This is a genomic window from Phyllobacterium sp. MT110, assembly GCF_058792715.1.
Genome location: NZ_JBXAFE010000001.1, coordinates 1,272,458 through 1,296,856, shown reverse-complemented (window position 1 = coordinate 1,296,856; position 24,399 = coordinate 1,272,458). Strand labels below are relative to the sequence as shown.

The 24,399-nt window shown below is 59.2% G+C and carries 19 protein-coding genes; 9 read left to right on the top strand and 10 right to left on the bottom strand.

Translation table 11 applies throughout. The features are described from left to right. The first annotated feature begins 80 nt into the window (after positions 1 to 80). From gatB to AC1Q5O_RS06765, 5 genes are all read left to right on the top strand, one after another. Positions 81 to 1,583, top strand: coding sequence for an Asp-tRNA(Asn)/Glu-tRNA(Gln) amidotransferase subunit GatB (gatB, locus tag AC1Q5O_RS06785; RefSeq protein WP_492562189.1), 1,503 nt, complete (start codon positions 81 to 83; stop codon positions 1,581 to 1,583). A gap of 3 nt (positions 1,584 to 1,586) precedes the next feature. After that, positions 1,587 to 2,096 carry a GNAT family N-acetyltransferase gene (locus tag AC1Q5O_RS06780; RefSeq protein ID WP_464660592.1) on the top strand — a complete coding sequence of 170 codons (510 nt, stop codon included), beginning with the start codon at positions 1,587 to 1,589 and terminating at the stop codon, positions 2,094 to 2,096. Continuing rightward, entirely contained in the window at positions 2,093 to 2,581 is a 489-nt protein-coding gene (locus AC1Q5O_RS06775) for a GNAT family N-acetyltransferase (protein ID WP_492562188.1), read from the top strand. Before AC1Q5O_RS06780 ends, AC1Q5O_RS06775 begins: the two co-directional genes overlap by 4 nt. A 70-nt stretch (positions 2,582 to 2,651) precedes the next feature. After that, on the top strand, positions 2,652 to 3,050 hold the full coding sequence (locus AC1Q5O_RS06770; protein ID WP_223613204.1) for an NADH:ubiquinone oxidoreductase subunit NDUFA12: 399 nt from the start codon (positions 2,652 to 2,654) through the stop codon (positions 3,048 to 3,050). A gap of 147 nt (positions 3,051 to 3,197) precedes the next feature. Next, positions 3,198 to 3,572, top strand: coding sequence for a DUF2155 domain-containing protein (locus AC1Q5O_RS06765; RefSeq protein ID WP_346306276.1), 375 nt, complete (start codon positions 3,198 to 3,200; stop codon positions 3,570 to 3,572). Positions 3,573 to 3,616: 44 nt separating this feature from the next. Here the strand turns inward: AC1Q5O_RS06765 and AC1Q5O_RS06760 are convergent, their stop codons facing one another. From AC1Q5O_RS06760 to AC1Q5O_RS06725, 8 genes are all read right to left on the bottom strand, one after another. Next, positions 3,617 to 4,024 (bottom strand): VOC family protein, encoded by a 408-nt coding sequence (locus AC1Q5O_RS06760; RefSeq protein ID WP_464660589.1) that lies wholly within the window; start codon positions 4,022 to 4,024, stop codon positions 3,617 to 3,619. Between the two features lie 159 nt (positions 4,025 to 4,183). Beyond that, positions 4,184 to 4,798: a leucyl/phenylalanyl-tRNA--protein transferase gene (gene aat / locus AC1Q5O_RS06755; protein WP_492562187.1), complete on the bottom strand. Its 615-nt coding sequence runs from the start codon at positions 4,796 to 4,798 to the stop codon at positions 4,184 to 4,186. Then, positions 4,795 to 6,159 carry an acetyl-CoA carboxylase biotin carboxylase subunit gene (accC, locus tag AC1Q5O_RS06750; protein ID WP_403175109.1) on the bottom strand — a complete coding sequence of 455 codons (1,365 nt, stop codon included), beginning with the start codon at positions 6,157 to 6,159 and terminating at the stop codon, positions 4,795 to 4,797. Before accC ends, aat begins: the two co-directional genes overlap by 4 nt. 12 nt (positions 6,160 to 6,171) lie before the next feature. Further along, positions 6,172 to 6,648: an acetyl-CoA carboxylase biotin carboxyl carrier protein gene (gene accB, locus AC1Q5O_RS06745; protein ID WP_346306235.1), complete on the bottom strand. Its 477-nt coding sequence runs from the start codon at positions 6,646 to 6,648 to the stop codon at positions 6,172 to 6,174. A gap of 38 nt (positions 6,649 to 6,686) precedes the next feature. Next, positions 6,687 to 7,130 carry a type II 3-dehydroquinate dehydratase gene (gene aroQ / locus AC1Q5O_RS06740; protein ID WP_105732638.1) on the bottom strand — a complete coding sequence of 148 codons (444 nt, stop codon included), beginning with the start codon at positions 7,128 to 7,130 and terminating at the stop codon, positions 6,687 to 6,689. Between the two features lie 239 nt (positions 7,131 to 7,369). Further along, the gene (locus tag AC1Q5O_RS06735) at positions 7,370 to 8,158 is read right to left on the bottom strand and encodes a DsbA family protein (protein ID WP_492562186.1); all 789 of its coding nucleotides are present in this window, start codon (positions 8,156 to 8,158) and stop codon (positions 7,370 to 7,372) included. A 52-nt stretch (positions 8,159 to 8,210) separates the two neighbouring features. After that, positions 8,211 to 9,605, bottom strand: coding sequence for a M48 family metalloprotease (locus AC1Q5O_RS06730; protein WP_403177643.1), 1,395 nt, complete (start codon positions 9,603 to 9,605; stop codon positions 8,211 to 8,213). 185 nt (positions 9,606 to 9,790) lie between these two features. Next, entirely contained in the window at positions 9,791 to 12,712 is a 2,922-nt protein-coding gene (locus AC1Q5O_RS06725) for an Rne/Rng family ribonuclease (protein ID WP_492562185.1), read from the bottom strand. A gap of 767 nt (positions 12,713 to 13,479) precedes the next feature. On the opposite strand from AC1Q5O_RS06725, the gene AC1Q5O_RS06720 reads away from it, so the two are divergent. From AC1Q5O_RS06720 to prfB, 3 genes are all read left to right on the top strand, one after another. Further along, a complete protein-coding gene (locus AC1Q5O_RS06720; RefSeq protein ID WP_492562184.1) occupies positions 13,480 to 14,748 on the top strand; it encodes an N-acetylmuramoyl-L-alanine amidase in 1,269 nt (422 codons plus the stop codon). A gap of 289 nt (positions 14,749 to 15,037) precedes the next feature. Continuing rightward, a complete protein-coding gene (locus AC1Q5O_RS06715) occupies positions 15,038 to 17,497 on the top strand; it encodes a penicillin-binding protein 1A (protein WP_472461076.1) in 2,460 nt (819 codons plus the stop codon). Positions 17,498 to 17,610: 113 nt separating this feature from the next. Next, a protein-coding gene (gene prfB, locus AC1Q5O_RS06710; protein ID WP_346308020.1) for a peptide chain release factor 2 occupies positions 17,611 to 18,739 on the top strand; the annotation gives its coding sequence in 2 pieces (ribosomal slippage) (positions 17,611 to 17,679 and positions 17,681 to 18,739; 1,128 coding nt in all). A gap of 90 nt (positions 18,740 to 18,829) precedes the next feature. Here prfB and AC1Q5O_RS06705 read toward each other — a convergent pair. Both AC1Q5O_RS06705 and bcp read right to left on the bottom strand, forming a co-directional pair. Then, positions 18,830 to 20,122, bottom strand: a complete 1,293-nt coding sequence (locus tag AC1Q5O_RS06705; protein WP_492562183.1) for a M23 family metallopeptidase — start codon at positions 20,120 to 20,122, stop codon at positions 18,830 to 18,832. Between the two features lie 106 nt (positions 20,123 to 20,228). After that, complete coding sequence (gene bcp / locus AC1Q5O_RS06700; protein WP_492562182.1) at positions 20,229 to 20,696, bottom strand: thioredoxin-dependent thiol peroxidase; 468 nt, start codon at positions 20,694 to 20,696, stop codon at positions 20,229 to 20,231. Between the two features lie 208 nt (positions 20,697 to 20,904). Between bcp and AC1Q5O_RS06695 the strand changes: the two genes are divergently transcribed. Beyond that, positions 20,905 to 24,243, top strand: a complete 3,339-nt coding sequence (locus AC1Q5O_RS06695) for an RNA-binding protein (RefSeq protein WP_492562181.1) — start codon at positions 20,905 to 20,907, stop codon at positions 24,241 to 24,243. Positions 24,244 to 24,399 lie beyond the last annotated feature (156 nt).

Sequence of the window (24,399 nt, the reverse complement as noted above, 5' to 3'; positions counted from 1 at the left end):
GGATGGAGAAACACTTGCCTCACGGGGCTGTTTCGACTAGCCAGTAGACAGACAAATTTAGCCAGGAATGACAGCCCAGTATGACTCTCGTTGATACCCGTACGCCCGAACCCAAGCGTTTCATTTCCGGTGCCACAGGCGACTGGGAAATTGTCGTTGGCATGGAAGTGCATGCGCAGGTCACATCCAATTCGAAGCTGTTCTCCGGCGCTTCCACGACATTCGGTGCCGAACCCAACGAAAATGTCTCGCTGGTCGATGCCGCCATGCCCGGCATGCTGCCCGTCATCAACGAATGGTGCGTGCGCCAGGCGATTCGCACCGGTCTTGGCCTGAAGGCGCAGATCAACCTGAAATCGGTCTTTGACCGGAAGAACTATTTTTATCCGGATCTGCCGCAGGGCTACCAGATTTCGCAGTTCAAGCAGCCCATCGTCGGCGAAGGCACGATGATCATTTCGGTCGGCCCCGACAATAAGGGCCAGTTCGAGGATATCGAGATCGGCATCGAGCGTCTGCATCTGGAACAGGATGCCGGAAAATCCCTGCATGACCAGAATCCGACCATGTCCTACGTGGACCTCAACCGGTCCGGCGTGGCGCTGATGGAAATCGTCTCCAAGCCGGACATGCGCTCGGCCGACGAAGCTAAGGCGTACCTCACCAAGATGCGCACCATCGTGCGCTATCTCGGCACCTGCGACGGCAACATGGACGAAGGTTCCATGCGCGCCGACGTCAATGTCTCGGTGCGCAAGCCGGGCGGGGAATTCGGAACGCGGTGCGAGATCAAGAACGTCAACTCCATCCGCTTTGTCGGCCAGGCGATCGACTATGAAGCCCGCCGGCAGGTTGCCATTCTGGAAGACGGCGGATCGATCGATCAGGAAACGCGCCTGTTCGACCCGGTGAAGGGTGAGACGCGCTCCATGCGCTCCAAGGAAGAAGCGCATGACTATCGCTATTTCCCGGATCCCGACCTTTTGCCCCTCGAATTCGAGCAGTCCTATGTCGACGAGCTGCGGGCCGATCTTCCGGAGCTGCCGGACGACAAGAAGGCGCGGCTTGTTTCAGTGCTCGGCCTTTCCGTCTACGACGCCTCCATTCTGGTGACGGAAAAGGCGATTGCCGATTATTTCGAAGCGGTGGCTGAAGGCCGCGACGGCAAGCTTGCCGCCAACTGGGTGATCAACGATCTGCTCGGCGCGCTGAACAAGGCCGGCAAGGGCATTGAGGAATCCCCTGTGTCGCCGGATCAGCTTGGCGGTATTATCGACCTGATCAGGGACGGCACGATTTCTGGCAAGATCGCCAAGGACCTGTTCGAGCTTGTCTGGAACGAGGGCGGCGATCCGCGCGCGCTGGTCGAAGAGCGCGGCATGAAGCAGGTAACCGATACTGGCGCCATCGAGAAAGCCGTCGATGATGTCATTGCCGCGAATCCTGATAAGGTCGAGCAGGCGAAGGCAAAGCCCACCATGGCCGGCTGGTTTGTCGGGCAGGTGATGAAGTCCACTGGTGGCAAGGCAAATCCGCAGGCTGTCAGCGATCTGGTCAAGGCAAAACTCGGGATTGTCGATTAAAGCATGTGGATTCGAAGCGCGACGAAGGACGATCTGGCAACTGTCCGTGAATTGCTCGTAGAGACTTGGCACGCCACCTATGACGATGTCTACGGCGTCGAAAAGGTCAATGCGGTCACCAATCGCTACCACTCGCTGGATGCCTTGAAAAAGCAGCTGGCAAAACCCTATTCCGAGTTCATTCTTGCCGATGATGGCGCCGATCTCTATGGCATGGCCTATGCCTCGCAGAGGGATCACAAGCTGGCGCTGCTCAACCAGCTCTATGTGCACCCGGAAAAACAGAGCAACGGCGTGGGTTCGCTGCTTTTGGCGGAAGTGGAAAGCGCTTTCCCCGGCGTGTTCATGCTGCAGCTTGAGGTGATCGAATCGAACCAGAAGGCCCGCCGCTTCTATGCAAGCCGGGGCTTTGATCTGACCGGCGCGCGGACGGACAATTGGGGGGAAGCCAATTCCGGTATTTCCGTGCTGGTCATGGAAAAATCCCTGTCAGGCTATGAGCTTGCGCCGTGACCTCTGCCGCTGAGCCCGTTTTTCGCCGCGCCGAGCGCGCGGACTTGCCGGCGCTGATTGCAATTTTCGCCGAGGATGTGCTTGGCGGCCATGGCGACACGACGGATCCCGAATTTTTCACGCGCTATGCGCGTGCCTTCGATGCGATTGAAGCCAGCAATTGCGACGAGCTGATTGTCGGCGTGCTGGAGGGGGACGTGGTTGCCACGGCGCAGGTAACGTTCACCACGACATTGCCCAGCCGCGGTACCACCAACATGACCATCGGCGCGGTGCAGACGCGCAGCGACCTGCGCGGCAAGGGGATCGGCGCCAAGCTGATCCAGCATTGCGTTGCGCTGGGCAAGGCGCGCGGCGTGGGGCTGATCCAGCTGATGTCGAACGCCAAGCGTGTGGATGCGCATCGGTTCTATGAAAGGCTGGGGTTCAAGAAGAGCCATGCCGGTTTCAAAATGCTCGTGGAAGCCGTGCCAGCGGCAACTTGACCCTTGCTATCCCCTGGCGATACGGCCATAACCCGAAGAGTTGAACGACATAGTTCGAAGCAGGATTGCAATGAAGACCTTCCTTTTACAGTTTTTCACCTGGTGGAACAGTCAGACGATCGGTACGCGCGTCTTTACCTGGCGCAAGGGTACGAAAGTCGGTGAGGACGAGTTCGGCAATGTCTATTACGAAGGCACGCAGGACTCCGAAGGCCGCACACGCCGCTGGGTGATCTACAAGGGCTATGCGGAAGCCTCAGCCATTCCTGCAGGCTGGCACGGCTGGATCCATCATCGCGCCGAAACGCCGCCATCGCGTGAAACCTACAAGGCGCATGCCTGGGAAAAGACCCACCAGCCGAACCTGACCGGTTCCGCCGCTGCCTACCGTCCGAAGGGCTCCATTGCCCATGGCGACAATCGTCCTGCGGTAACGGGCGATTATGATGCGTGGACACCGGGATCCTGAGCGGATTTTCTTCTGCCACAATTGGCGATTATCGACGGGCTGGTATGAACCTGTCCCGTCAGCCTGAACACAGCCGGAATTGAAATGATCCGTCCCAACTTGTCCTTTCTGTTCCACAACAAAGCCCGTCTTCTCGCGGCCGGTTTGATGGCTGCCGGCCTTTGCGCACCGGCGCATGCCGCTGACGACAAGATTTCCAATCCGATCGCTGTTTTTTCCGGGCTCGACAAGATCACCGGACGAATCACCTCGTTTGACGTCTATATCGACGAGACGGTGCAGTTCGGCGCGCTGCAGCTGACGCCGCGCGTTTGCTACACGCGTCCGGATACGGAAACACCGAAAACCGATACCTTTGTCGAAGTGGATGAAATCACCCTCGACCGCAAGATCCGCAAGATTTTCTCGGGCTGGATGTTTGCCGACAGCCCCGGTCTCAATGCCGTCGAGCATCCGGTGTATGACGTCTGGCTCAAAGGCTGCAAGCAGTCCTCGGACGTTCCCGCGCCAGCCAAAAGCTGATCGATCCCGGCACTTGAGCACCGGGATCAACTGCCCAAACCAGATTACATCGGTTTGGCGTGGTTGATGATCCAGGGTGTGCCGAAACGGTCCACCAGCATGCCGAAGCGTATCGCCCAGGAGGTTTCGCCGATAGGCATGGTGACGTTGCCGCCCTCGCTCAATGCACCATAGATCCTGTCGGCTTCTTCCGGGGAGTCGAGATGAAGGGCAACCTGCATACCCTGCATTTTCTGGAAGTATGGTGGCGGTGAATCTGAACCCATCAACGAATTGTCGCCGACCGTCATATGGACGTGCATGATCAGATGTTCCGACCCGGGCATCTGGGCACCTTCCGGCATATCGCCGAAGCGGCCCATGAACTGGATCTTACCGTTCAGGACCTTCTCGTAGAATTTGAATGCTTCTTCGCATTGTCCGTCAAAATTCAGATAGGCATTGATTTTCATAACAGTTCTCCTCGCATGGATTGGGTCTTCCCGTCCAAGGACGTATGGAGAGATCACAACCCGACACTGTTCATCAGAAAAATATTCGGCCGGTCTGCTCCCGTCGACAGTTACGGCCAAGGGCACAATACTACAGATTCATCCGAGGACTATGACGTTTCAAAACTCTGCTGACTGCGCCAGGGCATTGTCGAGCATCTTCTGGTATTGCCGGCGGGGAACTTCAACGGCGCCGAAGCTTTCCAGATGGGTTGTGGTGAACTGGGTGTCCAGCAGGGTAAAGCCCTTTTCGATCAAATGGCTGACCAGATGAACGAGGCAGACTTTCGATGCATCGCGCTGGCGCGAGAACATGCTTTCGCCGAAAAATGCCGATCCCAGCGAGATGCCGTAGAGACCGCCGACAAGCCGATCCTCCTGCCACGCTTCGACCGTATGGCAGTGGCCAAGGGCAAACAGCTTGCCGTAGGCTTCGCGGATGGGTTGGTTGATCCACGTGCGGGCACGTTCGCCGCTGCCGCTGGCGCAGCCGTTGATCACGCCGGTAAAGTCCGTATCGAAACGGATATCGAAGCGCCCCTGGCGGATGGTTTTGCGCAGGCTGTGCGAAACGTGAAAATTCTCGAAGGGGATGATGCCGCGCCGTTCCGGACGAACCCAGAAGATTTCCGGGTTGTCAGCCTCTTCGGCCATGGGAAAGACCCCGGTTGCATAGGCGCGCAGCAGCAACTCGGGGTCTATTTTGAAGGTCTCTGCCGGGTCCTTGCCCGTCATGCCTCTTCTTCGGCAATAGCGGTATCGCCGGCCAGATATTTTTCGAGCCAATGGATATCGTAGTCGCCGTTGGCGATATCAGGATTGTTGATCAGGTCCTGAAACAGCGGCAGCGTCGTCTTGATGCCATCCACCACGAATTCATCCAGCGCCCGGCGCAGACGCATCAGGCATTCCACGCGGTTGCGGCCATGCACGATCAGCTTGCCGATGAGGCTGTCGTAATAGGGCGGAATCTTGTAGCCGGTGTAGACGCCGGAATCGACACGGATGCCGAGGCCGCCTGGCGTGTGGTAGTGGGTGATCTTGCCGGGCGAGGGCGCAAAGGTGCGGGGATCTTCCGCATTGATGCGGCACTCGATGGCATGGCCATGGAAGCGGATATCGTCCTGGGTGACGGAGAGACCGCCGCCGGATGCGACACGGATCTGTTCATGCACGAGATCGATGCCGGTGATGGCTTCGGTGACCGGATGCTCCACCTGCAGGCGGGTGTTCATTTCGATGAAATAGAACTCGCCGTTTTCGTAGAGGAATTCGATCGTACCCGCGCCGCGATAGCCCATATCGGCCATGGCGTTGGCGCAGATCATGCCGATGCGGTCGCGCGCATCCGCATTCAGAGCGGGGGAGTTGGCCTCTTCCCAGACCTTCTGGTGGCGGCGCTGCAACGAGCAGTCGCGTTCGCCCAGATGCACGGCCTTGCCCATGCCGTCGCCCATCACCTGAACTTCGATATGGCGTGGCTTCTGCAGGTATTTTTCGATGTAGACGGCGTCGTCGCCAAAGGCTGCGCCGGCTTCGGAGCGGGCGGTCGACAGGGCGATGGACAATTCGTCTTCGCTCAGCGCCACCTTCATGCCGCGTCCGCCACCACCGGCCGAAGCCTTGATGATCACGGGATAGCCGATTTCGGCGGCGATGCGCGCGGCTTCCTTGTCATCGGTCACGCCGCCATCGGAGCCGGGAACGACGGGGATGCCCAGGCGCTTTGCGGTGCGCTTGGCTTCGATCTTGTCACCCATGATGCGGATATGCGCCGCGGTGGGGCCGATGAAGGTGATGCCGTGCGCTTCGAGGATTTCCGCGAACTTGGCGTTCTCGGACAGGAAGCCGTAGCCGGGATGGATGGCATCGGCGCCGGTGATTTCGCAAGCGGCAACGATCTGGTGAATATTCAGATAGCTTTCGCGCGAAGGGGGCGGTCCAATGCAGACGCTTTCGTCCGCCAGGCGGACATGCATGGCGTCGGCGTCGGCGGTCGAATGGACCGCGACAGTCTGAATGCCGAGCTCCTTGCAGGCGCGCAGGACGCGCAGGGCAATTTCGCCGCGGTTGGCTATGAGAATTTTCTGAAACATCACGCTCTCGATTTATTCGATCACAACTAGCAATTCGCCGTATTCGACCGGCTGGCTGTCCTCGATGAGAATGGCCGTGACGGTTCCGGCGCGCGGCGATGGAATCTGGTTCATCGTCTTCATGGCCTCGATGATCATCAGTGTCTGGCCTTCCTTGACCTTCGAACCGACTTCGATGAAGGCGCGGGCGCCCGGCGCCGGGGAGAGATAGGCCGTGCCGACCATCGGCGAGGGAACCGCATTCTTTGACGGATCACCGGCAGGCTTGGCGGCATCGGCCGGCGCCGCGGAGGCGGCTGGCGCAGCGATGGCGGCGGGAGCCTGCGCATAGACGGCCTGCGGTGCTGCAGCCTGCATCGTGATCTGCCGCGATACGCGAATACGCAGGTCGCCCTGTTCGATCTCGATATCGGTAAGATCCGTCTCGTTCAGAATTTCTGCGAGATCGCGGATCATGACCTTGTCGATCCCGTTGTTTCTGCTAGCCATGCTTTTTCAAGCCCCTTATTTCTGTTCGGCAGCCCTTGTTATTGCGGTGCCGCTGCTTTGACGAGTGCGCGCAAGCCCATCACATAGCCATCCACTCCGAAGCCACATATCACCCCTTTGGCCAAAGGGGAAACGTAGGAGTGATGGCGGAATGACTCGCGCGCGTGAATATTGGACAGATGAACTTCCACCAGCGTGACGGCAGCCGCGCGGATGGCATCATGCAATGCGATTGATGTATGCGTATAGGCAGCCGGATTGATCAGGACAGCGGCGTTTTTCTCGCCTGCCTCCTGAATCCAGGAGACCAGATCACCCTCATGATTGGACTGGCGGAATTCGATCCCGGCGCCCAGCTTTTCCGCCTCGGCACGGCAGAGAGCTTCGATATCGCTCAACGTGGAAGCGCCATAGATTCCCGGCTCACGCTTTCCCAGCATGTTCAGGTTCGGGCCATTGAGGACAAAGATCAGCTGTTTCATACCATACCGGACATAGTGACGGGTTTCGGAACCCGATGACGGGTCCCATATAGAGCAATGGATAGCCAAATGGAACTAGTTCTCTTTTCCGGATGGCGAAGCAATCCACAAGGAAGGTAGCAGGTCCGATGTTTCTCCACCGGACGAAACTGCCTGACAAAGCGGGTGTTCGCCAGCCGAAAAATCACGCGATTGCCTGTCCGCAAATGGTTTCTGCAGTCATTGGCATGAATGCAGCGCTATTTGTTGCGAATATGGCTGATTTTTTCCGCCAGTGCATCGGCACCGAGGGCACCCGGAACCACCTCGTTGCCGATGATGTAGGACGGTGTGCCATTGATGTTCAGGGCATTGGCGAGGTCGTAGTTCTGCTGGAAGGCTTGGGCGATATCAGGTGACTTCATCTTTTCGCGGATCGCTTTCTCGTTGCCGCCGAGCTTGACCGCAATCTGCATCGCCGCGTCTTCCGTGGCGCGGCCGTCACGACCAAGAAGGTCGCGGTGGAATTCCAGGTATTTTTCCGGCATCAAGGCCTTGAACGCCTTGGCGACAATGTGGGCCTTGGTGGAGTCAGGTCCCAGAATCGGGAATTCCTTCATCACGAAGCGCAGCTTCGGGTCGCTCTTGAGCAGGGCATCCATATCGGGCAGGGCGCGCTTGCAGTAGCCGCAATTGTAGTCGAAGAACTCGACGACGGTGACATCGCCCTTGGGATTGCCGAAGACGGCGTCGAGCGACGAGTTGAACAGCTTGTCGTGGTTCTGGCTGATGACCTGACCCTGCGCCTGCTGCTGCGAGGCTTCCTGCTTGGCGCTGAGCGCCGCCTGCGCTTCAAGCAGCACTTCCGGGTTCTTGATCAGGTAATCCTTGATAATGGCTTCAACTTCGGCGCGGTTGACGGTGGAGGACATGGCAGGCTGCGGCGTTGCAGCCGTGCTGGTCTGTGCCATGACAGCCTGTTGGCTGAAACCGAGTGCGGTCAGGACCGCGAGGCCTGCGGATGCACTTACCAGAGCGACTTTTTTCATAACGTCATGTCCTTGTTTATATCGGTGTTGGCAAAAAGCAGGATGATCATGCTCAATTGCGCTTGGAATTGATGATGTCCTGGGCGCGAACCCAGTCTGGCGATCCCTTTGCAAGGGCGCGCTGGGCCCGTATGGCGAAGATCTGTGCGTCCTGGATCTTGCCGGAATAGTATTTTTCCTCAGCTGCGGCGAGGTCCGAACGCGGTCCGTCGCCAAGCTGGCCATAGGCCTGCGCCAGATAGCCGTAGCCGTCGGGGAATTCGCGGTCCCGGTCGATCCCGGCCTGAATTTCCTTGATCGAAGCCTTCAGGTTGGCGGGCGTGCCGCTCAGCATCAGCGCGCGGCCATAGGCCATGCGGATCAGGCCCGATTTGCGCGGATCAAGCGTGCTGGCCTTCTGGTAGGCCGCCGCTGCCTCCATCACCTTGTTCTGCTTCAGGAGGATTTCGCCGCGCATTTCGTGAAAATAGGGATTCTTCGGCTGCTCGCGGATGAGCGCATCGATCTTTCCGAGTGCTTCCTGCGACGAGCCGTTGAGGTAGGTGGCGATGGCATTGCCGTAACGGGCGCCGATATTGTTCGGGTCCTTGCGGAAGTTCTGCAGCACGCTGGCGCCGCCGCCGGTATAGGCGGCGATCTTGCCGCGCATCAGATCATGACGCTGCTGCAGAGCAGGACTGTCCGTCTTGTCGAAATAGGGGCTGGCGCGGGCGAGCGTTTCCAGATTGGCAATGCGCTCGCGCGGCATGGGATGGCTGATGCGGTAGGGATCGGTGCGTGTGCCGCTGAGCGACAGGGCATTGGAGAAACGCTCGAATGTCGTCAGCATGCCCTTCGCCGATTGCCCGGTATTGGCGAGATAGGTGATCGCCGAGCGATCCGCTGCCATTTCTTCCGTGCGCTGATAGCTCAGCAGGCTGCGCATGGCCATCTCCGTACCGCCCATGGCCACGCCTGTCCCGGCCTGCGCCATGCCGCCCTGCTTGGTCGCGGCCCCTGCAACGGCGGCACCAAGGCCAACCAGCCCGGCAACAACCGCCATGGTCTTGGCGTGCGCCATCTGTTCCCGCAACTGGAACTGGTGCCCGCCCGCCAGATGCCCGGTTTCATGGGCCAGCACCCCGATGATCTCATTGGGTGTTTCGGCCTGCAGCAGCGCCCCGGTGTTGATGAAAATACGCCGGCCATCCACAAACGCGTTGAAACTGCTGTTGTTGACGAGAACGATGCGAATGGCGCGTTTGCCCAGACCCGCCGTGTTGATGATCGGCGTGGCGTAGTCGGTTACAAGCGCTTCGATTTCAGCATCGCGGACGATGGGAACGTTGGACTGTGCCGCAGCAATGCTCGTCTGGACCAGGCTGACAGCGCCCGCAACGAGAGCCGCGACCGTGCTGCGCGCCATGGCAGTCAACGATTGACGGGAAATGATCTGTCGAACTGTCATCATGGCTTATTCGTATCGAAGTCGGTCTTTGAAGGAAAGAGAAGCAAACCGTGTTCTCTTTTTTGTGAGATGGCGGATTATTCCGGCAAATCTGAGGCCCGGCTTAAGGATAGCGCGGGCCTTGATAAAGAAGAACCGGCAAAGATGCCGGTTCTTCAGTTCAGTTATCCACGCGTTTCTGGCTCTCAGAAGAAACCCTTCTTCTGCCACCAGCCGCGCTTCGGCGACGCTTCGCCGTCCTTCTTGTCCTTGGGGGAGGTGGACGTGACGACTGGCGTGCTGTTTTCCACCTTTGCCGATTCCGCCTTTGCCGGGGCAGCGGGCTCCGGCTGGATTTCCGCCGGAGCGGCAGCTGGCGCCTCCGCCTCGACTGCCGGTGCAGGCTCGGCAACCGTTTCCTCGGCAACCGCCTTCTTGGCGGTCTTGCGCGGTGCGCGTTTCGGCTTGGCTGGAGCCTCGGCTTCGACGGGCGCAGTCTCGGCTGTGGCTTCTGCGACCGGCTCGGCTTCGGCCTTGGCGCGCGGCTTGCGGCGGGAAGGCTTCTTGGCCGGTGCGTCTTCGGCAACCGCCGGTTCCGCTTCAACCACGATGTCAGCAACGACAACCGTCTCTTCAACCGCAGTCGCCTTGGTTTCAACGGCCGCTGGCTTGCTGAAATCCGGCAGAGGGATGGTCACGAAGACCGGTTCCGCATCGGGCACGGATTTGGCAGCAATCTCCTGATCATCGCCATCTTCCGGACGACGGTTCTTGCGTCCGCCGCGACGGCCGCGCCGGCGCTTCTTGCGGCGTTCGTTCTCTTCCTCGCGGGCTTTGGTTGCTGCTGCATCCTCGCCTTCGACGGCCGGAACATCCGCATCATCACCATCGGTGTCACCGCGCACGGCCTGGCCGGGCTCGCCGGCTGCCGCTTCCTGGCGGTCACGACCGCCGCGCCGCCGCCGCTTGCGCCGGCGTTTGCGGGATGATTCGTCCTGATCGCCGGTGCGGGCGGTTTCACCGGGCTGGGCTTCGCTGTCGGCGTCTTCGTCGATCTCCTCGATCACCGGATCGGTCTCGTCGAAATCGTCGACAATGCCAAGGGCCGGCGTTTCCGTCAGCGGAACAATCGGACCAAGCGCAATGGAACCCTTGTCGATGGCGAAATGCTGCGCACCCACGCTCTCGTCGGCCTCGATGCTGATCGTCAGGCCAAAACGCGCTTCCAGATCGGCAAGGTTCTGACGCTTGTGGTTGAGCACATAGAGCGCCGTTGCAACCGTGGTGCGAACGATGATGTTGTTCTGCGAATGACGCAGCAGATATTCCTCGATCGAACGCATGACATGCAGTGCGATGGAGGAGGCGGAGCGCACATGGCCGGTGCCGCCGCAATGCGAGCAGATCTGCGTGGTGCTTTCCAGCACGCTGGCGCGGATGCGCTGGCGCGACATTTCCAGCAGGCCGAAGTGGGAAATGCGGCCGACCTGAATGCGGGCGCGATCGTCCTTCAGGCAATCCTTCAGGCGCTTTTCCACCGCACGGTTGTTGCGGTTTTCTTCCATGTCGATGAAGTCGATGACGATCAGACCGGCAAGATCGCGCAACCGCAACTGGCGCGCGACTTCATCTGCCGCTTCAAGATTCGTCTGCAAGGCCGTATCTTCAATCGAATGTTCGCGTGTCGACCGTCCGGAGTTGACGTCGATCGCCACCAGAGCTTCCGTCTGGTTGATGATGATGTAACCACCGGATTTCAACGTCACCTGCGGCTGCAGCATGCGGTCGAGCTGCGCTTCGATGCCGTTGCGCGCAAAGATCGGCGTCAATTCGCGATAGGGCTGCACCACCTTGGCATGGCTCGGCATGAGCATGCGCATGAAGTCCTTGGCCTCGCGGTAACCGTTTTCACCGGCGACGAGCACTTCCGTGATGTCCTTGTTGTAGAGATCGCGGATGGAGCGCTTGATCAGGCTGCCTTCCTCGTAGACGAGGGTCGGCGCACTGGAGGCGAGGGTGAGGCTGCGGACATTTTCCCACAGGCGCATCAGATATTCGTAATCGCGCTTCACTTCCGGCTTGGTGCGCATCGCACCGGCCGTGCGCAGGATCACACCCATGCCCTTGGGCACTTCGAGATCCTTGACGATATCCTTCAGGCGCTTGCGGTCCTGGATGCTGGTGATCTTGCGCGAAATACCGCCGCCACGGGCGGTGTTCGGCATCAGGACCGAATAACGGCCAGCGAGCGAGAGATACGTGGTCAGGGCTGCGCCCTTGTTGCCGCGCTCTTCCTTGACAACCTGAACCAGCAGGATCTGCCGGCGCTTGATCACGTCCTGGATGTTGTACTGGCGGCGCTGGAAGCGCTGATGCGTCGGAACTTCTTCCATGGCATCTTCGGCACCGATGGAATCGACTTCGTCGAGCTCGTCATGCGGCTCTTCCTTGTCGTCCTGCGACCGGCGCTTCGACCGGCGCGGCTGGTGGTCGCCGTCGTCAGCCCTTTCAGCGGCATCCGTGGCAGCGTCGGCCGCATCGTTGGTGTCAACGACAACGGCTTCCGAAATGACATCGGCGTCGATGGCGGCAGCAAGTGTCTGCCCGCCATTGTTTTCGGAAGAGGGGTTTTCATCCGATGCAGCCTGCTCCGATGATTCGTGGCTGTCGCCAGCTTCATCGGCGGCAGCGTTCTCGTCATCCGCCGAATCGAGCTTGACCGATTCGTCGCCCTGGCGCGTGCCGCGACGGCTGCGGCGGCGATTGCGCTGTCCGCGATCGTTGCGATCGCGGGTGCGCTGCTCGCCGGCTGCTTCTTCGTGGTCTTCGTCCTGGCTGGCTGCCTCGGCTTCCGCGTCGATCAGGGCCTGACGATCCGCCATCGGAATCTGATAGTAGTCAGGATGGATTTCGCTGAACGCGAGAAAGCCATGGCGATTGCCGCCATATTCAACGAAAGCTGCCTGAAGCGATGGTTCTACACGTGTGACACGCGCGAGATAGATATTGCCTTTGATCTGTTTCTTGTGTTCCGACTCAAAGTCAAATTCTTCAATCCGGTTGCCGCGAACCACGACAACGCGCGTTTCCTCCTGGTGGGAGGCGTCGATTAGCATTTTGTCCGACATTATGATTCTTCTCCCCGGCTGAAACGCTCAAAACGCGGGACAACCGGGACGCCCATAGGGGTGCCGGAGCCGCGGTTTCACATTTGCCGGATATATTAAGGTTCGCAGAAACAGACAGACACGGCATCACGCGGTGTTGCTTTTCAGCACCCGCGGCTTTCAAGCCGGTAATAGTCACGCCTGTGTCAAACATTTCTGTTCCTGACGAAACGACCTCTACGAATGGCATGCTCTGAAGCATTGCCGACCCGTTACTGCGCCGTGCGTCTTTTCGGACGCACAGAGGCGCAGTAACAACTAAGATTGCGCATAATCCTTATCCAAAAATCGAAAATGATCTTTGGGGTTATGCGGTAACACCCTCGAAAGGGCTGGCTCGACGCGCCTTGTCTGCGCCATCTGCCGTTCACACAAAGCGCAGCCGACATTCCCTGTCTGCTCACGCCAAATTCTTTTCCGGTTACCACAGCGATGCTTCGCTTCTGCCACTCCGTGTCTCTGCCTTCAGTGTCAGCCGGCCAATTGCCGTGACATAGCGAGCATGATTCCGGATGGCGGAAAGTAACCCACCTTTGCTTTTAGGAGGTGTGTCGCGTTATGACAAGGCCTTCTTCATAATCGTGTCATCGCTATGGCACAGAAGTGGCGGTCACGATAACAGCGGGATAACGGGGATAGGCGGTTAATAAGATTAAATTAACCACGACGAGTTACCTATCATTCACATATAATGTGGCTCCGTCTGATACGAAATAGCACCAGAGGGGATGATTGCCCGGCACGCGCCGGCGTCCATCTGCAATGACATGAATGTGATCTGCCGGTTTTTGGTAACAGTCTTTCTGGTCTCGATTGCTGTCGCGCAATCCGGCCAGGGCGCGTTTGCGGCCGATGAACTGGCGGCGCTGACCTATCAGGCGGCTGGCGACGAACTGCGCACCCGCGTCGTGATCAATTTCGACCATGAGCCAGAAGTGTCGACGCTGCTGCTCGGCGAGCCGCATCGCCTGGTGATCGATTTGCCGAAAGCCGTCTTTGCCTTTGACAAGAAATCACTGGAGCCGCGCGGACTGATCGACAATGTGCGTTACGGGATGATCAGCGATGCCCGTTCGCGGCTGATCTTTACCATGAAGGGCCCGTTCAGTGTCGAACGCGTCGACGTGCTCAAGAATGACAACAGTCCCGGTTATCGCCTTGTTGCCGATCTTGTCGCCTCGTCGGACCGGCAGTTTGCCGATGCCCTCAAAAACCAGAATGCACCCACCGCATCCACGCAGGTTGGCCCCAAGGGCGACCGCGTTGCCAGTGCTGCGCCCGTGGAAGTCAGCAAGGCGCCCAAGCCGTTCACTGTTGTCGTGGATGCGGGGCATGGCGGCATAGACAGCGGAGCGGAAAGCACCGGCGGCATCATGGAAAAAGATGTCACCCTGATGTTCGCACGCGAGCTGCGCGATCAGCTGAGCAAGATTCCCGGCCTGCGGATCGAGATGACGCGTGACAGCGACGAATTCCTGCGCCTGCCGGAACGTGTGCGCATCGCCCGGCAATATGAGGCTGATCTGTTCATCTCGGTGCACGCCGATACGATCAACCAGCGCAACATTCGCGGCGCGACGGTCTATACGGTTTCCGACAAGGCGTCCGATGCCGCATCGCGCGCCATGGCCGACCGCGAAAACAAGGCCGATGCGGTTGCCGGTGTTGCCTTTGACAATGAGACGCCGGAAATTGCCGATATTCTCATGGATCTGACCCGGCGCGAGACGCATACATTCTCGCTCAGTTTCGCCAAGGGCGTGGTGCGGGCACTGAAGGGCGATGTGAACATGATCAACAATCCGCATCGTTTCGCCGGGTTCCAGGTGTTGCGGGCGCCCGATGTGCCGTCTGTGCTGGTTGAAATCGGCTATTTGTCCAATGACGAAGACGCAAAACTGATGCTCGACCCGGCATGGCGGACCCATGTGGCGGAACGGCTTGCTGCGGCCGTTGGCGAATTTTCAGGAAAAAAGACAGCAGGCGCATCGAATTGACAGTTTCCGACAGCGTTTATGCAACGATTGACCATCCGACAGTTCGCGGCGCCTAATATACTTGTCTGTGCGTTGCCGAAACTCCACAATTGGTATTTAAATTGTGCGCAGAACCGGGTTGTCCTTGCCTTTGTCACATTTGTCGCTCAATTGCGTCACTGAATTTGCCGGGCGTTGTGTATTCCGGTTGGAGTACCGGGAAACTGCTTCCCGGAGTGCGATTTGCATTGACCAAGATCGTGCATCGATTATCGACATGCCAAATGGATGAAACGGGTTCCGGATACAAATGATACGCTTGATCGGATATTTTTTCGGAATCGGTACCGTCGTCGCGCTGCTGGCCGCGGGCGGGGCAGCGCTCTATGTGGTCAAAGTATCCAAAGACCTGCCCGATTATGAAGTTCTGGCCAAATACGAGCCGCCTGTCATGACGCGCATTCACGCGTCCGATGGAGCGCTGATGGCTGAATTCGCCCGGCAGCGCCGCCTCTATCTGCCGATCCAGGCCATTCCGGACCGGGTGAAGGCCGCATTCGTGTCGGCGGAAGACAAGAATTTCTATCAGCATCCGGGTATCGACATCAGCGGTCTTGCCCGCGCCGTTATCGTCAACGTGCAGAATTGGGGCTCGCGCCGCCCGGTTGGTGCGTCCACCATTACCCAGCAGGTGGCAAAGAACTTCCTCCTGTCGTCCGACCAGACGATGGGCCGCAAGGTGAAGGAAGCCATCCTGTCCTTCCGCATCGAGCAGGCCTATTCGAAGGACCGCATTCTCGAACTTTACCTCAACGAAATTTTCTTCGGTCTCAATTCCTACGGTATCGCCGGTGCGGCGCTGACCTATTACAACAAGTCGGTCAATGAGCTTACCATCGCCGAGGCGGCCTATCTGGCTGCGCTGCCCAAGGGACCGTCCAATTATCATCCGTTCCGCCAGACGGAGCGGGCGCTGGAGCGCCGCAACTGGGTGATCGACCGCATGGCCGAGAACGGCTACATCACAACGGACGAAGCCAAGACGGCCAAGACCGAACCGCTCGGTGTTACGCCGCGCCATACCGGTAACTACCTGTTCGCGTCCGAATATTTCACGGAAGAAGTCCGTCGCCAGATCATCGGCAAGTATGGTGAAAACGCGCTCTATGAGGGCGGGTTGTCCGTGCGCACCACACTTGACCCCAAGATGCAGGTGCAGGCCCGCGCCGCCCTGCAGCACGGGCTGTTCAAGTATGACGAAGCCAAGGGCTACCGGGGCCCGTACAAGACGATTTCCACAATCGGCGACTGGGGTATTCCTCTGGCCGAGATCAAGCCGTTTTCCGATGTTCCGGACTGGCAGCTCGCGGTCATTCTCGAGGTAACGCCGACACAGGCGGTCATTGGCCTGCAGCCTGAGCGCAACGATGCCAACAGTCTGGTTACCGCGCGCAAGAAGGGCACGATTGCCGCTGCCGATATCAAATGGGCCATGAATCTCTACAAGGATGGCAGGCGCACATCGGTGAAATCACTGGAGGGCGTGTTCAAGCCCGGTGACGTGGTGTTCGTGCAGAAGAAGGAAGGCAGCGATACGGCCTTCGATCTGCACCAGGTGCCGGGAATCGAAGGCGCGATGGTTGCCATGGATCCGCATACCGGCCGTGTGCTCGCGATGGTCGGCGGCTTCTCCTTCGCCGAATCGGAATTCAACCGCGCCACGCAGGCCATGCGCCAGCCGGGTTCCTCCTTCAAGCCGTTCGTCTATTCGGCCGCGCTGGACAATGGCTACACCCCGGCATCGGTGGTGCTGGATGGCCCGATCTCGATCGACCAGGGCGGCAGCCTCGGCATTTGGGCACCGAAGAATTATGGCGGCAAGTTTGCCGGCCCGTCCACCCTGCGCTACGGCATCGAGCAGTCGCGCAACCTGATGACGGTGCGTCTGGCGCAGGACATGGGCATGAAGCTCGTTGCCGAATATGCCGAACGGTTCGGCATCTATGACAAGATGCTGCCGGTTCTGGCCATGGCGCTCGGGTCGGGCGAAACCACCGTGATGCGCATGGTGACGGGCTATTCGATCATCGCCAATGGCGGACGCAAGATCACACCATCGATCATCGACCGCGTGCAGGACCGTTACGGCAAGACCATCTTCAAGCACGATGAACGCAAATGCGACAACTGCTCTGCCGAGGACTGGAAGAACCAGCCGGAGCCGGAGCTGGTCGATGACCGCGATCAGGTGCTCGACCCGATGACCGCCTATCAGATCACGTCGATGATGGAAGGCGTCATCCAGCGCGGTACGGCAACCATCCTGAAGAGCCTCAACCGTCCGATCGCCGGCAAGACCGGTACGACGAACGACGAAAAGGACGCCTGGTTCATCGGCTTCACACCGGACCTCGTTGTCGGCCTCTATCTCGGCTACGACACGCCGACGCCCATGGGCCATGGCGGCACCGGCGGCGGCCTTGCGACCCCGGTCTTCAAGGATTTCATGGATGCTGCCTTGAAGGGCCAGCGTTCGGTTGACTTCCGTGTGCCGGAAGGCATGACCGTTGTGGCGATTGATCGCAAGACCGGTATGCGCGCCACCGAAGGCCAGCCGAATGTGATCATGGAAGCCTTCAAGCCGGGCACAGGCCCTGCGGACAGCTATTCCGTCATTGGCGCGAATTCCTTCTCGGAAGGAGCGCCCATGGAGGTGCAGTCTCCGAACGTCAACAGGGTCATTCAGGGCGGCGGCGGCGGACTTTTCTGACCGATCGAGCCGGTGAACTTTCGTAAAGTCTGAAGACTTTACATCGCGCGGACCAGTGAATATGGTCCGCCGCAATTCGAAAACAATGAAAAAGCAGAAGGAACGGACAGCCAATGCGCGCTGAAATCGAGACGCTGGTCGACGAGATCAAGCAGGCCATAAGCCTGCTGAGGAGGCATCTTTGACTGGGATACGTCAATCAAACGCCTTGGCTATCTGAACCAGCTTGCCGAAGATCCCGCACTGTGGAATGACGCGCAGGAAGCCCAGAAGCTCATGCGCGAGCGCCAGCAGCTGGAAGACGGTATCAACTCCATCCGCACGCTCAGCCAGTCGCTCGAAGACAATATCGAGCTGATCGCCATGGGTGACGAAGAGGGCGACAAGTCCATCGTCACCGAGGCGGAAGAAGCCATTCGCGCCATCAAGGTGGAAGTGGACAAGCGCCAGATCGATACGCTGCTGTCGGGCGAAGCCGATGCCAATGACACCTATGTCGAAGTGCATTCGGGGGCAGGCGGCACGGAGAGCCAGGATTGGGCGTCGATGCTGCTGCGCATGTACACACGCTGGGCCGACCGCAAGGGCATGAAGGTCGAGCTGCTCGAAATCCACGACGGCGAAGAAGCGGGCATCAAGTCGGCCACCATCCTGATCAAGGGCCACAATGCCTATGGTCTGATGAAGACCGAATCGGGCGTGCACAGGCTGGTGCGCATCTCGCCGTATGATTCCAATGCGCGGCGGCATACATCCTTCTCCAGCATCTGGGTCTATCCCGTCGTCGATGACAATATCGAGATCGCGGTGACGGAATCGGATGTGCGCATCGATACCTATCGCGCATCGGGTGCCGGCGGCCAGCACGTCAACACGACGGACTCGGCGGTGCGCATCACGCATATCGCAACCGGTATCGTCGTGCAGTGCCAGGCGGAACGCTCGCAGCACAAGAACCGTGCCACGGCATGGTCGATGCTGCGTGCGCGGCTCTACGAAGCGGAACTGGAAAAGCGCGAGCAGGCGGCCGATGCCATCTCCGCCTCCAAGACGGATATCGGCTGGGGCCACCAGATCCGCTCCTACGTCCTGCAGCCCTATCAGCTGGTCAAGGATTTGCGCACCGGTGTCGAAAGCACCAGCCCGCAGGATGTGCTCGACGGCGACGTCGACATGTTCATGGAAGCGGCTCTCGCGCACCGCGTGCACGGCAGCGATGTGGAAGTCCAGGATATTGCTTAAATCCAGGCGTACTGTCTGAATAAAAATCCCCGGCTGGAGATGTCCTGCCGGGGATTTTTTATGATGATCCGAGCTCCTGCATCCAGGAGTTTAAAGTTCCGCGGCGACCTCGCGCCCGATGGTCAGGAAACCCGCAGGATTGACGGCGCTGCCGTTCCGGCGCACCTCGTAGTGGAGATGCGGGCCGGTCGAGCGCCCGGTGCTGCCGACCTTGCCGACGACGTCGCCGATCCTGATTTTCTGACCGGGGGTGACGAGAATCTGGCTCATATGGCCGTAGCGGGTGGAGAGGCCGTTGCCGTGGTCGACCTCCACCATATTGCCGTAGCCGCCATTGTAGCCCGCTTCGGTGACCGTGCCGTTGGCTGTGGCGCGCACCGACGAGCCGCTCATGGCGCGAAAGTCGATGCCGGAGTGAAACGCCATCGAGCCGATGATCGGGTCCTTGCGCACGCCGAACGTGCTGGAAACCGGCATGCCGGGGACCGGATTGGAAATCGGGATGGATTTGGCAAGGGCCTTGGCGCCTTCCAGCCGTTCGAGCGCCTGATCAAGATCGTTCAGCTTGGCGTCAAACGGGGCAATGCTGCCGGCGGGAATGAACGGGCCGCCCGTATCCGACTTTTCATCCAGAACGGGTTTCACCCCGGTTGCGGCAAGCGCTTCCATGATCTTGTCGGCATTCTCGTAGGCCGTATTGGACAGCGCCTGCATCTGGGCGATCTGTTTGGTCTCGATATCCGTCAGCGATGTATTGACCGATTTCAGCAGCAGTTCGGCCTTGTCGACACTCTTGCGCGGCTTGTCATCGCGCGGTGCCGGTTTGCGGGTCACGCTGGTCGGACCGGTGATGATCGGATCGATGCCATAGAAGGCATCATCGTCGTTCGATTTGACGATATCCTGGCCGTTGCTGTCCATCGGCGCATTGCTGTCCGCCTCGGGCGGAATGGCAGCGCCGGCATGTTCCGCCCGCTGCAGCATGGGGGCAAGCTTGGCATGGCGTTCGGTAAGGGATTTCTGCCGCTGGATGAGTTCGGCGACCTTGCCTTCCATCGCCTGCTGGTCGAGCAGCTGGCGGCTGGTAACCTGATCGAGCTGGGTGCGCAGGCTGGCGATACGGTCTTCATAGGCCTGCTGCAGCCGCGCCTGACGCGCGACGCTGCCATTGATCAGGTCGTCGCGGAAAACCAGATAGGAGGTGGCAATGAGGTAGGTGCCCGCCAGCGCAAAGGCCAGTGTGCCGCCAAGGATGGCGGCCCAGGGGCGCAGGGTGAAATGACGGATCGTTTCGCCCCGCGCGATGATGATCGTGTGGGGTTCCTGCTGGTTGCTGAAGATGGGGGAGTGTTTTGCCTTCTTCATGGCCGCTTCGCTCGTCATTTTGCAGCTTCAATTTATAGAAGGCATTACACCCCGTTATGGTTAACAAATCCTGACGGAGCGCCGATTTTCCATCAATTTCAGGTAGAAAGCGGTTGAGTTCGGTCTAGAGAGCCCTGGTTGCTTCGAGAACTTCGGCCGCGTGATTGGGAACCTTCACCTTGTTCCATATTTTTGCGATCCTGCCGTGCGAATCGATCAGGAAGGTGGTGCGTTCAACGCCCATATACTTGCGGCCATACATGCTTTTTTCGGCCCACACGCCATAGGCTTCCAGAATGGTCTTCTGCTCATCGGCGACCAGATCCACCTTGAGATCGTACTTCGTCTTGAACTTGTCGTGCTTCTTGGTCGGATCGGGCGACATGCCGATGACCTTGGCTCCAAGTTTGTCGAATTCCGGCTTCAGCCCGGAAAACTCGATGGCTTCCTGGGTGCAGCCGCTCGTATCGTCCTTGGGATAGAAATAGAGAACGACGGGTTTGCCGCGCAATTCAGCCAGGGAAAGCGTTCCGCCGCCGTCGCGGGGAAGGGTGAAATCCGGGGCGGAACTGCCGATATCGAGCGTTGTCATAGGAAAGCCTTTCTTTCATCATTGAATGCGCGCCTCAGTTAGGCAACTATAAGAGAGGCACGGGAATCGTCTACGGTTTCCCACATGATTCCTCAATTGGCTTGGGAATTTGACAGAGAAACCGAAAAGAGTCCGTTTTACAAAGCGGGACTTTCTAAAATTTCATCATTACCCCTCTGCAGTCGAGCAAGGCGAGGTGCCCGTGGCCATGCCCGCGCGCCGCTCGCGGTTTCGTTTCGCCTGCGGGGCACTTGCGTCATTCCTGATTCTCCTTGTGGTTCTGGCCGGAATAGCTTTTGTCGTCCTGCGGGTGGGTATCGGCGGCGAGGCCCTGACCCAGCGCGCGCAGACCGCGCTCAAATCCGTTGTCGGTCCCGATACAGACGCGACGATCCAGTCGGCGCAAATTTCCCTCGACCAGCGCAAGCACGTCGCGCTTGAGGCGCGCAACGTCAATATTTCGGACGTCAAGCGCGGGGTGGAGATCAAGAATATCCGTTCCGTGCGCATCGGTCTGGCCACCCTGCCGCTGCTGCAAGGCGACGTCAAAGTGCAGAGCCTTGAACTCACCGGCGCGCAGATCACGGTTGGTGCCAGCCAGGAGCCGTTCGACTTCATGTCGATCCTGCCGCAGGATGATCGCGGCCTCGTCAACCTCGACGGTGTGTCCCAACTCATTTTCACCGGATTGCAAAATGCCGTTTCGCTGCTGGATCAGCGGGAAACCCGTGACATCACGGTTGCCGATACACGCTTTGATTTCACCGTTGCAGGCCGGCCGGAAAACCTGCGCATCATCCATCTGGAACTGACGGAAACCGGCGGCCCTGTTGCCATCAAGGGCACGGTGGAATGGCGGGGAAAGGTCATCGACGTCTCGGCACAGGTCAAGCGCGCGGCCCTTGGCGCCAGAATCGATTCGTTCTCTTTGGCGATCAGCAGGATTCCGCTGATCGGCAAACAGGGCGAAGCACCTGTTCCCGATGCCGATGGCATAAAGCCGGATACATCCTATCTCGCCTATAACAATGAAGCCGAAATCCGGCTGGACGGCGTTGCGGGAGCGGACACCATACCCATGCGGATTTCCGGTTCGCTCAATGTGAGCGAAGGACCGGTGAGCATCGGCAATGTGGAAGATATGGGTGCCGGTGCCCAGATCAATTTCGAGCATGTTTTCGGTACTGAAAAGGTCGAGATTACGCCGTCAGCCATACATTTCGGCGGTTTCAAAGGGGTTGTCGAGGGGGCGGTCGGACCCGAACCGCTGCCGGAGGACGCGACGGCTGTCGCTGCCGTTGCCAATCCCGGCTATCGTTTTGAACTGATCACACAGGAAGCCGTTTCCGCTCCAGCGGATTCGAGCGAGCCGCCGCTCGCCTTCAATGCCCGCATTGCCGGCCGGTTTGCGCCTGGGGAGGCCAAGCTGGACATTTCCGAGATTGCCGTGCGCGCCGATGGCGAAAGCGAACTTTACGGGCAGGGCAGTGTGGTGTTCGGCAAGGGTTCGCCAGCCATGACATTGGCGCTGCGCATACCGAAAATGCCCACCGCACAGGTGAAGCAGCTCTGGCCGATCTGGGTGGCGACCGGCGCGCGCCGCTGGGTGCTCGACAATCTGTTCGGCGGCGATGTCAGGGACAGCCGGGTGGACGTGATGTTTGCCGCCGGCCGTTTCGACGGTCCCGGCAAGCCGCCGCCGCTGACGGCGGACGAAGTGCAGGTCGATTTCAATGTGCAGAACACCCGTTTCGATATTGTCGGCGATCTGCCGCCCATTCGCGATGCGGATGGTGCAATCAGCGTGCGCGGCGCCTATACCACGATCAAACTGCTGAAGGGCTCGGCGTTTACGCCCGGTAACCGGGAAGCGCATATTGTGGACGGCACGCTGATCATCCCGTGGGGCCCGCAGCGTCCGGTGCTGTCCGAGCTTGATCTGAATATTGCCGGCGACGCCTCGGCCATCGCCGAAATCGCCGGTTTCAAACCGATCAATGCGGTGAAAGGCGTGCCCTTTGCACCCGCTGATATCAGCGGCGATGTGAAAACCCATGTGCTCGTGACATTTCCGGTCACTCGCCATGCGCCGGAGGGAAGCCTGCAATGGTCGGCGGAGATCGCCCTGAACGGCGTCAACCTTGCCAAAAAGGTCGATGGCCAGACCATAACCAATGCCAACGGGACGCTGAACGTCAACGACACCGAGGCGAATATCGATGTCAAAGCACAGCTGAATGGCGTGCCGGCCGATATCACCATGTTCGAGCCGCTCGGCAGCAATCCGGCCAAGCGCAAACAATCGGTTTCCCTGCAGCTGGACGACAAGACGCGCAACACGCTGTTCCCAAGTCTCGATCCGTTCATATCCGGCCCGATCAGCATCAACATCGACAAGTCGGCGGATGGTTCGCAGGTCGCTGTCGCGGATTTGTCCAAGGCCGAGGTCAAGCTGGCGCAACTCGGCTGGACCAAGGGCGCAGGGGTGAAGGCCACCGCCAAGTTCAGCCTGCAGCAGGATGCGGACAATATCAGCATCCGCAATCTCGATATCGCGGGAGAGACGTTCCGGCTGCGCGGTGACATTTCCGTGGTCAAGGGCGATCTGGTGTCGGCGGATTTCAGCCAGGTCAGTCTCAACCGGACGGATGACATCGCCGTCAAAATATCGCGCACCGGCTATGGCTACCGGGCCGACGTGAAGGGGAAATCCTTCGATGCACGGTCGCTGCTGAACCAGGTGACCGACAAGAAGCAGGCAGGCGACAGCAATGACAAGAAGCGCATTCTGGTCAATGCCGATATCGATGATGTCCAGGGCTTCTATTCCGAAAGTTTCGGCAATGTCTCGCTGTCCTATGAGGGCGTCGGATCGCATGTCTCGGGCCTTGCCTTCAACGCCGTGACCAAATCCGGCCAGAAGGTGATCGCAACGGACAGTTCGGAAAGCGGTGCCCGTTCCGTCAGCCTGCAGTCGAAGGACGCGGGTGCCGTGCTTCGTTTCACCGGCTTTTATGACAAGATGCAGGGCGGCAGCATTCTTGTCGCGCTGGATTCGAAGGGGGATGGCCCCTTGCGCGGGCAGATCGATGCACGCGACTTCACCCTCGTCAACGAGCCCAGGCTGGCCAGTCTCGTGTCATCCTCGCCGAATGGCACGAGCCTCAACGATGCGGTGAAAAAGAACATCGATGTGTCGGTGGTGACCTTCGAGCGCGGCTTTTCGCAAATCGAGAAGGGCAAGAACTACATCAATCTTGCCAATGGCGTGGTCCGCGGTTCGACCATTGGCACCACCTTCCAGGGCGTGCTCAGCGATCCTCAGGGCAACATGGCGCTGACGGGCACCTTCATGCCCGCCTATGGCATCAACCGCATCTTTGGCGAATTGCCCGTCCTCGGCCTTCTGCTTGGCAATGGACGGGATCGCGGCCTGATCGGCATCACCTACAAGTTGCAGGGGCCGATCAAGCAGCCGCAGATCATCGTCAATCCGATTTCGGTGATCGCACCGGGTATTTTCCGGTCGATTTTCGAGTTTCAGTGAGAAGCTCTGGTAGTAGAATCATTGTGCGTGGTTCGACAAGCTCACCATGAGGGAAGTGGTTTGGTGCAGGTCAATCGCAAACGCTGCACAATAGTGCTCCCTGCAGCCCACTCCATTCCTCATGGTGAGCTTGTCGAACCACGCACAACCGCACTG

Bases quoted from the DNA above. Each gene is read 5' to 3' on its own strand.
- AC1Q5O_RS06760 (WP_464660589.1), bottom strand. From the start codon at position 4,024: ATGAAAATCAATGCCTATCTGAATTTTGACGGACAATGCGAAGAAGCA.
- gatB (WP_492562189.1), top strand. From the start codon at position 81: ATGACTCTCGTTGATACCCGTACGCCCGAACCCAAGCGTTTCATTTCC.
- AC1Q5O_RS06770 (WP_223613204.1), top strand. From the start codon at position 2,652: ATGAAGACCTTCCTTTTACAGTTTTTCACCTGGTGGAACAGTCAGACG.
- AC1Q5O_RS06705 (WP_492562183.1), bottom strand. From the start codon at position 20,122: ATGACGAGCGAAGCGGCCATGAAGAAGGCAAAACACTCCCCCATCTTC.
- AC1Q5O_RS06695 (WP_492562181.1), top strand. From the start codon at position 20,905: ATGCCCGCGCGCCGCTCGCGGTTTCGTTTCGCCTGCGGGGCACTTGCG.
- aat (WP_492562187.1), bottom strand. From the start codon at position 4,798: ATGACGGGCAAGGACCCGGCAGAGACCTTCAAAATAGACCCCGAGTTG.
- AC1Q5O_RS06720 (WP_492562184.1), top strand. From the start codon at position 13,480: ATGATTGCCCGGCACGCGCCGGCGTCCATCTGCAATGACATGAATGTG.
- accC (WP_403175109.1), bottom strand. From the start codon at position 6,159: ATGTTTCAGAAAATTCTCATAGCCAACCGCGGCGAAATTGCCCTGCGC.
- AC1Q5O_RS06730 (WP_403177643.1), bottom strand. From the start codon at position 9,605: ATGACAGTTCGACAGATCATTTCCCGTCAATCGTTGACTGCCATGGCG.
- AC1Q5O_RS06765 (WP_346306276.1), top strand. From the start codon at position 3,198: ATGGCTGCCGGCCTTTGCGCACCGGCGCATGCCGCTGACGACAAGATT.
- AC1Q5O_RS06780 (WP_464660592.1), top strand. From the start codon at position 1,587: ATGTGGATTCGAAGCGCGACGAAGGACGATCTGGCAACTGTCCGTGAA.
- aroQ (WP_105732638.1), bottom strand. From the start codon at position 7,130: ATGAAACAGCTGATCTTTGTCCTCAATGGCCCGAACCTGAACATGCTG.
- bcp (WP_492562182.1), bottom strand. From the start codon at position 20,696: ATGACAACGCTCGATATCGGCAGTTCCGCCCCGGATTTCACCCTTCCC.
- AC1Q5O_RS06735 (WP_492562186.1), bottom strand. From the start codon at position 8,158: ATGAAAAAAGTCGCTCTGGTAAGTGCATCCGCAGGCCTCGCGGTCCTG.
- AC1Q5O_RS06725 (WP_492562185.1), bottom strand. From the start codon at position 12,712: ATGTCGGACAAAATGCTAATCGACGCCTCCCACCAGGAGGAAACGCGC.
- accB (WP_346306235.1), bottom strand. From the start codon at position 6,648: ATGGCTAGCAGAAACAACGGGATCGACAAGGTCATGATCCGCGATCTC.
- AC1Q5O_RS06715 (WP_472461076.1), top strand. From the start codon at position 15,038: ATGATACGCTTGATCGGATATTTTTTCGGAATCGGTACCGTCGTCGCG.